At 40.4% G+C, this 12,291-nt stretch carries 7 protein-coding genes; 3 read left to right on the forward strand and 4 right to left on the reverse strand.

The window, feature by feature from the left end:
* Window positions 1–74: 74 nt before the first annotated feature.
* From E6H07_06385 to E6H07_06400, 4 genes are read right to left on the reverse strand one after another with little or no spacing between them, the layout of a single operon-like run.
* Window positions 75–824, reverse strand: coding sequence for an SDR family oxidoreductase (locus E6H07_06385; protein ID TMI65541.1), 750 nt, complete (start codon window positions 822–824; stop codon window positions 75–77).
* 31 nt (window positions 825–855) lie between these two features.
* Window positions 856–2,994, reverse strand: coding sequence for an alpha-glucuronidase (locus E6H07_06390; protein ID TMI65542.1), 2,139 nt, complete (start codon window positions 2,992–2,994; stop codon window positions 856–858).
* An 8-nt stretch (window positions 2,995–3,002) separates the two neighbouring features.
* Complete coding sequence (locus E6H07_06395) at window positions 3,003–4,046, reverse strand: LacI family transcriptional regulator (protein ID TMI65543.1); 1,044 nt, start codon at window positions 4,044–4,046, stop codon at window positions 3,003–3,005.
* Window positions 4,047–4,085: 39 nt separating this feature from the next.
* Entirely contained in the window at window positions 4,086–5,126 is a 1,041-nt protein-coding gene (locus E6H07_06400) for a LacI family transcriptional regulator (protein ID TMI65544.1), read from the reverse strand.
* A gap of 522 nt (window positions 5,127–5,648) precedes the next feature.
* Between E6H07_06400 and E6H07_06405 the strand changes: the two genes are divergently transcribed.
* The 3 genes from E6H07_06405 (at window position 5,649) to E6H07_06415 (ending at window position 12,291) form a co-directional block, all read left to right on the forward strand.
* Window positions 5,649–8,816 (forward strand): TonB-dependent receptor, encoded by a 3,168-nt coding sequence (locus tag E6H07_06405; GenBank protein TMI65545.1) that lies wholly within the window; start codon window positions 5,649–5,651, stop codon window positions 8,814–8,816.
* A 19-nt stretch (window positions 8,817–8,835) separates the two neighbouring features.
* A complete protein-coding gene (locus E6H07_06410) occupies window positions 8,836–10,626 on the forward strand; it encodes a RagB/SusD family nutrient uptake outer membrane protein (GenBank protein TMI65546.1) in 1,791 nt (596 codons plus the stop codon).
* A gap of 201 nt (window positions 10,627–10,827) precedes the next feature.
* Window positions 10,828–12,291: a vanadium-dependent haloperoxidase gene (locus E6H07_06415; GenBank protein TMI65547.1), complete on the forward strand. Its 1,464-nt coding sequence runs from the start codon at window positions 10,828–10,830 to the stop codon at window positions 12,289–12,291.

The raw sequence follows: 12,291 nt of genomic DNA on the forward strand, positions 1-12,291 counted from the left end.
AAGCTATGCATCGCACAGTAAACTTACTCTTGGCGACCTGCATGCCGGCAGGCAGGTGCGGCCAGTTAACAAAATTAAAAACCGATACTATTGCCACCATCTACCGGCAACACAACACCTGTAATGTATTTCGCGGCATCACTTGCTAAAAACAAAGCTGCATCACCTATATCCGAAGCTTGCCCCATTACTCCCATTGGTGTTCTTGAGAATACTTTTGCTTTTCGTTCCGGATCACTGTCCAGTGCTTTTGCTGTCATGTCTGAATAAATAAAACCTGGTGCAATTGCATTTACACGAATTCCTTTTGGTGATAGTTCAACTGCCATGGCCCTTGTCATTCCATCAATTGCAGTTTTGCTGGCACTGTAAGCAATCACTTTTGGTAAACCATACTGTGCTGCCATCGAGCTGATATTAATAATGCATCCGCTTTTTTTATCAAGCATATGTTTCACCACTTCACGGCTTATGGAAAAAACAGAAGTAAGATTGGTTGTAATGATCTTCTGAAAATCTTCATCAGTTACTTCTATGAATTCTTTTTTCATATTAATGCCTGCGTTATTCACCAGGATATCTATTTGCCCGAATTGTTTAATAATAGCATTAATAAATCCAGGGATGGAGGAAAGATCACTCAAGTCACAACTCATGGGATGACACAACAGACCCAGTTTTTCTTTTGCTGTATTTAATTTTTCTTTATCCCTTCCTGCAATAATGGTTTCAATGCCTGATTGTGTAAACTTTTCTGCAATAGCATAGCCCAGACCCGAACCACCACCTGTTACAATAGCAATTTTTTTTGTGTTATTACTCATTTTATTTTTTTATCAAAGGTTAATCTGGTTTCTAATTACCCGGTGCAAATAAAACTCTTATGCTTTTATAATACTCCAGTGTTTTATCTGGTTGTTCATAGTTGGCGGGTATCGGCATTTTAGAAAAAGTCTGGAAATACAATAAGCAGGCATTGCGCCACCATATTGCATCTTTCAATTGAATATTCAGCAATTGCTTTACCTGTGCGAATCGTTCTTTATCGATGTTCTTTTCCAGTTTGCTCCATTGTTGCTGAAATGATTTAACTGAATCCACGCCGGTATAATATTTATAACAGAGTTCATTCCACAATGTTCTTCCACTTTTCATTTTATGATCCCATGATGCATGATGAAACCATAAGAGATATTCATCCGGACATTTATTTATATCAGAGAAAGCATTATTTATTTCTGTTTTATATTGAGCCAATGCATTTGTTCCTTTTACTGTTCTGTCAAAACCAATTCCAATTGAATCAGCTTTATGATAATATACTGGGTTCCAGTCAGGGCGGTTCAATGAATTACCCCATGGCATTGGTCCATAATGATGGCCGTTGTACATAATATGTGTAAGACCAATTGGAGTCATATAGTTTACCAATGCTTCACGTGAATTAAGCATGATGTTCTTTATAACTGTAACAGATTTCTTGTCATTAGTAATTGTTTGTCTTATCCATTCATCTGCTATTTGATCAGATGACAAATTATAATCCCAGCTTAGCCTTCCTAAGGCATACCAATTGGCCTGTGCAAAAGGATGGCCACACCAGTTAATATCATTACCGATATTACTTACTCCGGCCATGCCAGTCAAGGTATGATTATCCAAACTGCCATCTATTACTTTTGCGACTGTTGAAGATTTTCCTTTTGAATAAGTATCAGCACTCAGCACTTCTTTAAACAAAGGGGCTTCGTAAACTAAATGAGTTCCCTGTCCCAGGTACTCCTGTGTCAATTGAAGCTCCATCATCAAAGGAGTTTGTGGCATTGCACCGAATAAAGGAGAAAAAGGTTCTCTCGGTTGAAAATCGATCGGTCCGTTTTTCACTTGAACTAAAACATTCTTTCTGAACTTGCCATCAAGCGGTTGGAATTCTTCATAAGCTTGTTTGAACCGGTCGTTTGACTCGGGATTATAAACAAATGCCCGCCACATAATAATTCCTCCGAATGGTGCTACTGCATCAGCCAGCATATTTGCGCCATCTGCATGATTTCTTTTATAATCTTGCGGACCTGGCTGCCCTTCGCTGTTTGCTTTTACAAGGAAGCCGCCAAAATCAGGGATGATCGAATAAATTTCTTTTACTTTTTCTTTCCACCATTGCTGAACTGTATCATTCAGTGGATCAGCTGAGTTTAATTTTCCTAATTCTATCGGTGCACTGAATCTTGCCGTGAGATAAACTTTTATTCCATACGGACGAAAAAGATCTGCCAATGCTTTTACTTTTTCTAACCAGGGTTTTGTAAGTATCGTTGCATTGGCATTCACATTTGTAAGAACTGTTCCGTTAATACCAATCGATGCATTTGCTCTTGCATAATCAATATAGCGCTGATCTATATAGTCGGGTAAAGTATGCCAGTTCCATATGGAAAAACCCGCATAACCTCTTTCTACAGTTCTGTTGAGATTATCCCAATGATTCAGTAAACGTAGCTTCAGATAGGGAATGGAGACAAAAGGCTTGGGGCTCCAAACGTCCTGCCTTGTTTGCATAAGCCTGAGAATATGAAATGCTCCATACAATAATCCAACTTCAGAGCCAGAGTAAACCATTACCTGACCTTCTACACCTCTTTTTATCAGAAAGCCCTCGTCTCCAAGTTTTAAAACTTTGTTTTCAGATTGTGGATCATAAACTGCAAGTGGTGAATTGTTTTTAATGAACTGGAGTGTAACCTTATTCTGATAACCTTGAATGAATAATGGTTTCTGATTTAGCATGCCTAATGAAGCTTTTGTAAGCTCATCTTTAATAATTTGTACAGTAACAGAATTTCCTGATATTGAAATTTTACTAAAAAGTGATTTGTATTCGGTTAATCGTTTGGCATCCTCTACTGGCTTATACCTAAGCCATAAATCATATCCATCTTCCGCTTTTGTTAAGGAAGCAGTTAATAATAATATGATGAATAATACAAGCTTCATAAATTGATCTACAACTTAGGGATGCCTTTTTTTTTTAAGGAGGATTTTCTTATGATCAGGTCCGAACGTATCACTATCGTTTGAGTATGTTTGATATTGGATAATCCCTTGAGGTGGTTGATCAAGTTACGGGCAGCAATTTCACCCATATCAATACCCGGATAATCGATAGTAGTAAGCTGTGGCTCTACAATTTTTCCGATCGCATCATTATTGAAACCAACAATTGCAATATCCTCTGGGATATTTATTCCATGTTCCTTCAGTGTTTGCATACACACAGCCGCAGAGAAATCATTAGTAATAAATGCTCCGTCAGGCAGAGGTTTCATTTTTAAAATTTGTAAAGCAGCTTCTACACCGCATTGTTCACTCAAATCCTTAATTAGAACTTTTTCTTTGTCATAAGCAATTCCATTATCAAATAAAGCATCCACATATCCTTTATGCCGCTGGGCATAAACGTTACGTTTCAGGTTGGCTGTAACAAGAACAATTCGTCTACACCCTTGTTCAATTAAATGCTGTGTTGCCTGGTAGCCGCATTTATAATTATCTATTATAACCTTTGTGCTGTCACTGTTTTCTTCCACACGATCAAAAAAGATAATAGGAATGGACCTGTCGGAAAAAGATTTATAGTGTTCCAGTCCTTCTGTGTCAAAAGCAAGTGAAGCGATCAGCCCGTCTACTCTTTTATGAAAAAGATTCAAGGCATTTGCCGCTTCCTTATCATAGCTCTCCGATGAGTGGGCAATGATAAGATCATAGCCGGCTTCTGTTGTTACTTTTTCAATACCTGCCAGAACAGATGTAATGAAGTTACTGTTCAATTCATGCACAATAACACCGATGGTATTTGTTTTTTGTTTCCTGAGATTGCTGGCAAACGTATTGTGGCGATAGCCCAGTTCTTTTGCTGCGTCCTGTATCTTCTTCCGGGTATTTTTATTAATGGCTGGGTGGTTCTTTAATGCACGGCTTACAGTGGCTGATGAAAGCTCCAGTTTCTGGGCAATATCATAAATAGTAACTTCTTTTTTAGGCTTCATGTTGCAATCGGTTGCATAAAAATCGTAAAAAAAATGAAATTAGGAAGATTTGTTTTTTAAAGAGGATTCGCGGATCACAAGATCTGCACGGAGCACAATTGTATTGGTGGTTTTTGTACTTGATAAACCTTTAAGATGGTTGATAAGATTCATTACTGCTACCTCACCTACCTGGAACCCTGAATAATTTACAGTAGTAAGATTAGGTTCAATGACCTTGCTGATAGGGTCATTATTAAAGCCCGCAAAAGCAATATCATCCGGAATATTTATGCCCGCTGTTTTTAACCGCATCATGCAGTGAACTGCTGCTGTATCGTTAGCGGCAAAGACTGCATCGGGGCGGTTTGCAACTTTCATTTTTAATATATGTTCGGCAGCATCGGTACCAGCCTGTTCATTAAGTTCGCTGATATAATGAAGCGTATCGTCAAACGGAATATCAAAGTCCTGCAAGGCCTTTTTATACCCTCTTAAACGTTCAGAATAGACATCCCGAAGCAGGTTGCCACCGAGATGCATGATTCGCTTACAACCCTGTTCCAGCAAGTGTTTAGTCACATCGTATGCAGCTAAAAAGTTATCAATAATAATGCTTGTGCTTTCGCTATGTGGAAAGGTTCTGTCAAAAAAAACGACCGGTATTCCCTTATTAAAAAAAGCCTGGAGATGGGAGATATTCTCAGTATCATAAGCCAGCGATATCAGTAACCCATCCACTCGTTTATTGAACAAAGTATGAGCATTGATCTTTTCTTTTTCCCGCTTTTCAAGAGATTGGGTTATAATAAGATTATAATGTTCACGGGTGGCCACATCTTCCATTCCGGCAAGAACGGAGGACATAAAACTACTGTTAAGCCGGGGTACGATCACACCAATAGCATGGGTGCGTTTGCTACGTAAGCTACTAGCAAACATGTTTGAACGATATCCCAATTCCTGCGCTGCTTCAGCAATTTTTTTTCGGGTATTCTTATTAATGGCAGGATGATTCTTAAGACCCCTGCTCACTGTAGTGGCTGAAATATTAAGATGTTTAGCAATATCATAGATCGTTATTTCCTTTTGCTCTGCCATAATTTATACCCCACTGCAAATAAAAGTAGGTTTTTTTGAAAAAAAAATTGCAATCGGTTGCAATTTTCTGAAAATCCCCTATATTCGTAATCAGAAATTTAGTTGAGGAGTTTAAAAATAAGTTTTCTGGATCTAATAACTGCTTCCGCTGTATGAGAAATAATGTATCGTCTTCCGACATGCCCAATAAGCATTTTTCAATTGCTGGCACACTGTATACTTCTATTACCACCATTAAGCCTAATTACCACTGCATTATTTTACAAAACAGAATTTATTTTTTCTTTTTTTTATTACAGGCAGAAGCACTAAAAATTCAAATAGTAAGACCCTTAAAAAGAGTTATCCAGGTTAATTATAGATTTTTTCGTTTGAAGGCAACGGCATAAGTGAATAGAGAGATATAAGAGATATAGTTATATAAAAGATCTTTTTCCAAATGAAAAACAGAGACTAAACGATAGTCTGTCGATAAAAGTTGATTGCTAATTTTTTAAAATTCAAAATTTAAAACTGCTGATTATGAAAGTATCATTACAACGAGCCAGAAAAGTCCTCGTTTGGCAAAACCGGTCCATGCAAAAGTTACTATCTTTTGCATTTTCAGGTTTCCTCATTTTGAGTCTCTCTCTTCCCGGTCTGACCCAAAATAACATCCAGGTGAAAGGACGTGTTGCGGATGAAACCGGTCACGGTGTTGCCAAGGCTTCAATTTCTGTCAAAGGCACTACGATCGGTGCCACCGCAGATGAAAATGGTAACTATGAGATCACAGCACCTTCCAATGGTACGCTGGTGATTTCTGCGATAAATTTTGCAACTCAGGAGGTAAAAATAAACGGCAGGCCAACATTGAATGTTGACCTCGCTTCAATAGAAAAGGTCGAAAGCGAAGTAATTGTAACCGGTTATGGGATTACCCAAAGAAAAAAAGATGTTACAGGTTCTATAGTATCTGTAAAAGGAGAAACGCTAAACGAGATCAAAGCACCTAATGTCATTAATCAGTTACAGGGTCGTGCAGCCGGTGTAGACATTGTTACTAATGGTAATACTATTGGAACAGCAGGTCAAATTCGTATTCGTGGCAACCGCTCAATAACTGGTAACAATAATCCATTGATCGTTGTAGATGGAATGGCATACGGAGGAAGCATCAACGATATTAATCCGGACAACGTGGCAAGTCTTGACGTATTGAAAGATGCTTCTGCAACAGCCATATATGGCTCACGCGGTTCAAATGGCGTTATTATCATCACAACAAAACGAGGCACAAACGGCAAAGCAGTTACAAGCTATAATGGTTATGTAGGCGTGGTCAATCCAATTGGCACTTACAGGCTGTTTAATGGAACGGAATATGCACAGTTTAAAGCGGATGCCGCTGCAGGTAATTCCGTTACCGCCGGTGCAAGTCTTTATTCGCTCAGAGCCATCGAGCAAACTAACCTGGCAGCGGGAGTAAGTACAGATTGGCAGGACCTGTTGCTGACTGAAGGTATCAGAACAAGCCATGATTTAAGTGTTAAAGGAGGTACAGATAGAACACAATATTTCTTCGGTTTAGGTTATTACAGGGAAACGGGGGTCACACACGACCAGGATCTGGATCGTTATTCTTTCAGTGTCAATATCGATCACAAATTGTCTGAACGTTTTAAAGTCGGGTTTACCAGTTTCAACACTATTCTAAAATCAAATAGGCTCGGCACCAATGCTTATGGCTCCGCAACAAGGCTCGGCCCTCTGTTTAAGCCCTATAACGATGATGGTACTTTAAATTTTAAGCCTGCAAGCTCCCAGGGTGTGGATGATGCACAAATAAATCCACTTACTTCCATAGGTAATGATGATTTGATCAAAGCATATCAACGCAGACTTCAGATACAGGATAATTTTTACCTGGAGCTGAAAATATTAAAAGAGCTGAAGTTCAAAACGAGTTTTGGTTTTGGCTGGTCTCAGACTTTAGGCCAGAATTATACAGGGCCGAACACCGTATTTAACAATAACACTACAACAGCAAATTCAAGTCTTAGCCAGTCCAATGCAGAAGGCTGGCAATATACCATCAACAACTCTTTTGAGTATGCTAAGACCTTTGCCCAAAAACATAAACTGCAGGCACAGGTTTTACAAGAAATACAAAAGAATCATTTCCAGTCCCAGCAATTCAATGGAGTTGGCGTACCTGCCGACTTTCTGCAGGATTATAACTGGCAGCAGGTAAATACGATCAATCCACAAGGCGGAGCCTATAGCGAATCTGCTTTGATTGGTTATATGGCTAGAGCGATTTATTCATTCGATGATAAATATTTACTGACCGCGACGGTGAGAACGGATGGCGCCTCTGTATTAGCACCGGGTCATCAATGGGTGACTTATCCAGCCTTCAATGTTGGTTGGAATATCGATAGAGAGAACTTCATGAGTGGTATAAATGTGATTTCAAGCCTCAAACTGAGAGGAGGTTGGGGGGTCAGTTCTAACGCTGGTATAAATCCTTATACTACCTTAGGTAGCCTTACTGCCAATTTCTATAATTATGGTCAGGGTTCTACAGTCGGCACCAATTACGCAAACGGTTATCTTATTAATTCAGCTCCTAACCCTGATCTCACCTGGGAAAAAACGGCGGGTCTGAATATTGGCGTTGACTTTGGTCTTTTTAAAAACCGTCTGACGGGTTCAATAGATTATTATGACACCAAAACAACTGATATCTTGTTGCAGAAAAGGATTCCAGGCAGTCTCGGTGTTCCCGGTGGTCAATTGACCAACGTGGGTGAGACAGCATCTCATGGTTTGGAAGTTGTTTTGAGCAGCCGGAATATCGAGACCAAAGGCGGATTTACATGGCGCACTGATTTCAATGTGTTCTACAACAGGGAAAAGATCGTGGCCCTGCAGAATAATCTTAAACAAGATTTGGGGAATGGATGGTTCGTAGGTCAACCAGTTACTACGATCTATGATTACAAAAAAATTGGTATCTGGCAAACAAGCGAAGCAGCACAGGCTACAATATATGGAGTAAAGCCAGGTGATATTAAGATAGAGGATATGACCAAGGATAATTCAATTACTTCTGCGGATCGGCAAATAATAGGGAATTTTCAACCCGATTTCATAGCAGGCATGACCAACTATTTCAAATATAAGGATTTTGACCTGAGCTTTGTCCTGTTCGGACGCTTTGGCCAGACCGTGGTGTGTACTTATCTATCTGCAGATGGCGGTGGTAATGGGTATCCATTTTTCCTGAACAGCCGCGTAGAGCAGTTAAAGGTAGATTACTGGACCCCGACCAATCCCACTAATGATTTTCCCCAGCCCGATGCCGGTGTCGATGGATTGCAATACACATCAACGCTGACCTACCGGGACGGCTCTTTTATTAAGATAAGAACTATCGACTTGGGATATAATTTACCTACAAGGTTGGTTAGTAAGGCAGGTATTCAATCATTAAGGGTATATGTATCAGCACAGAATCCTTTTATCCTCTGGGCCCCACTCGTAAGAGATAATTTGGGTCTTGATCCGGAAGGTAATGGTGTAGGAAATTCAATCGGCACACAGGGTGGTGGTGCAACCTCAGTAGCTAACGATCGGGCGATAACTGTCGGAATGGGTGTGCCACCAACACGCCAAATTATTCTTGGAGTAAACCTTAAATTCTAATTCTTTAAATATTATTTTAATGAAACATAGAAAAATTATACAAAGCCTATTTTTAATCGCAATAATATTTGCGAACACAGGGTGTAAAAAGCTATTGGAAGAACAGCCCAGGACGAGTTTCACACCTCCTTTCTTCGCCACGAGTGATGGTCTCCAGGGTGGTATTGCCGGCATTTACACTAGTTTTCGAACTCAGTGGTCAAATCAAATTTGGACTCAATTGTTCGATGGAGGTACCGATGAAGCCCTTCGGGGCGGGTCTGTTGACGCCGGCGCAGCCAGCTGGATGATCTACAATAACCCGGTAATAAAAAGTAATACCAGCAATTATGAAGGTTTCTGGAACACGTTGTATACTGATATCAATACAGCAAATGGAGTTTTGCAATATGGAGTCGATGCAGATATACCGGCGGCTACCAAAACCCAGCTCCTGGCCCAGGCTAAATTCCTACGGGGCTTCTGTTATTTTTATCTTGTAACAACATTTGGCCAGGTTCCTTTGCACACAACTCTTAATACATCTGCATCAACGGCCGATGCTCCTGCTCCCCTTGCCGATTTATATGCGCAAATTATCAAAGACTTCACTGAAGCATCTGCTGATTTGCCGAATATCCCGAATGCAGCAATGGGTAAGCCAGCATTCAAAGCAACAGCGTTATTCCTGCTTGCCAAAACATATCTCTGGCGCGGTTGGTCGACTGCTGCACAGCCCAACGACTACCAGCAGGCATACACCATATCTAAAGCTATCATTGATAATAAGGCAACATATGGCTTGAACCTTTTGCCTAGTTTCAGTACGGTGTTTAGGGAAGGACAGGAATATAGCTCTGAAATATTGATGGTAATAGATCATACAAAGGACCTTAAATTCGGACAGAACTCTCCAGTAGGCAACGGTGCCACAAGTTTTAGTGAGAACAAATCGAATTTCATGTGGCGCCCCAACTATCCGACTATGAATGCAAACTACCCTGCAACCGGGGGGAGCAATGTTTGTTTGAGAGATACTCGGAATGGTCGTCCTTTTGTTCGCCTCAGACCAAATACAAAATATGTGATGGATCAGGCATTTGCCAACAGGGCCACAGACTCCAGGTATGATGGCACATTTGAGACGATATGGCTGTCCAACAGCATACCTGAATCAGTAAAAGGAACCACGGGTGTCACTACTCCAAGAGGTACACTGATCAATGGTGTAGACACAGCCATTTGGATGGCGGATAGAGTAGTGACTGCGGCTGAAAGAGCTGCCTTCAAAGGAATAATTCTCGAACCGGACCATTTGGCTGGAGCCACCGTAAAATATACAGCAGCCTTCTTCCCCAGCGTGAGAAAATTTGATGACTCAACAAGAGGCCACATGAATGATTATTCAGATAGGCCATACATTCTTTTCCGTTTTGCTGAAGTGTATCTGATAGCCGCCGAAGCAGCCATCAAAGGCGGTGCAACAGCCCAGGACGCTGCAAACATGATAAACGTCCTTAGAACAAGGGCTGCGTTAAAGGACAATCAAACTCCGGCACAATATGCAGCTGCAGTTGCAGCACAACAGATTACCTCTGGCCAGGCGACATTAGATTTTCTGTTGGACGAACGTAGCCGAGAACTATTTGCAGAGGATTGCCGGTGGTGGGACCTTTCGCGAACAAAGACTCTTGTCTCACGAGTTCAGCTACACAATACAGAAGCTGCGGCTGGAGTACAACCATTTAATATGCTAAGACCAATTCCGCAATCGCAGATCGATTTGGTCACCGAAGGTCCGGTTTATCCGCAAAACCCAGGATATCAATAAACGTAAGCAAGCAAGTAGTAGTTTATATTTTGACAATTATCAATTTACAAGACCGGGGAAAGGTTATTCATCCCCGGTCTTCAATTTCAAATACCAGGCATTGATAATTAATAAGCATTAATTTGCTCAAGTTTTATAATATCATTTAATCTTTATTATTAGTGAATAATCCCTTGTGTTCAAAGAATTAATTCAAGTGTTATGTGCAGTGCCACGGAAAGATTTTTCAGTTTCTTGGTTTTATTTTTTTTTCTCTCTGGTTGCAAACAAATAGAAAGTTCAACTTATGAACCGATTGGAGAACAAAATCTGGCTTATAAGTGGGGTGATGTAGCAATGACGGCTACAGCAAACAATACCGAACAATTCTCCCCCCGTCCAACAGTTACTTCAAGGTTCTTAGGTCTCATCTGGACTGCTGTGTTCGATGCATGGTCAAGATATGACTCTATAGCTACTCCTGTTTATTTGCAAAACGTAGATCGTCGTCCGGCACCCGAAAGAACATTGGCTAATAAAGAAAAAGCAATTAGCTACGCAGCATATAAAACAATGATGGAGTATTACTCCTCCGATTCAGTAATGCTTACTGAAAAAATGAGATCATTTGGGTTTGATCCTTATAACAATTCACTGGATACTAAAACACCTGAGGGAATAGGAAATCTTGCGGCAAAAACTGTCATGGAAGCAAGAATGAATGACGGCTCCAATCAAGGCGGCCGCATAAGTAGATCAAACGGAAAGCCTTATTCTGATTATACTGGCTATTATCCTGTTAATTCCGCTGACACTATGAATGATATTAAGCATTGGCAGCCGAAATATTTTTCTGATGGTAAAGGAGGGAGGTTTGCTCCCGGCTGTCTTACCCCACACTGGGGCTTGGTAAAGCCTTTGTTCATAGATTCAGCTAATCAATTCAGGTCCCCTCCACCTCCACCACTTATATCAGAAGAGTTGAAAAAAGAAGTTACGGCTGTGGTGGATTACCAAGCAAATCTTACAAATGAACAGAAAGCCCTTGTTGAGTTTATGAGGGACGGTCCCCGGTCTGTCCAGCAAGCCGGACATTGGTTCATATTTTCTCAAGAAGTTTCAAAGAAAGATAAACACACATTGGATGATGATGTCAAAATGTACTTTTCAGTTGAGGCAGCAGCTATGGATGCTTTTATCGCTTGCTGGGATACTAAAATGCATTATGACTTTGCAAGACCATATACCTTGGTGCATTATTATTTTAAAGACAAGAATATAAAAGGATGGTCCGGTCCACAGAAAGGGTGGGGTGAAATAAAGGGACAGGATTGGAGACCTTACTCTCCTGATGCATTTTTATGTCCTGCATTTCCAAGCTATGTTTCAGGACATAGTACTGTTAGCGGAGCTTGCTCAGAAGTGCTACGGCTTTTCACAGGAAGTGATAAATTTGGGTTTGAGGTTAAAAGAACCCCGGGTGAATTGACAGAACCTGATAATTTAGGTCAACCAATATTCCTAAAATTCGAAACGTTTTCACAAACAGCGGACATGGCAGGCATCTCCCGTGTTATGGGGGGATACCATATACCGATAGAAAATGTCGAAGGTTTAAAACTTGGACGGAGTGTAGGAAATATTGTATTTAATAAATGCCAGTCTTATATAAATGGAACAAAGTAG

It is taken from the genome of Bacteroidota bacterium (assembly GCA_005882315.1).
Taxonomy (GTDB): Bacteria; Bacteroidota; Bacteroidia; order Chitinophagales; family Chitinophagaceae; genus VBAR01.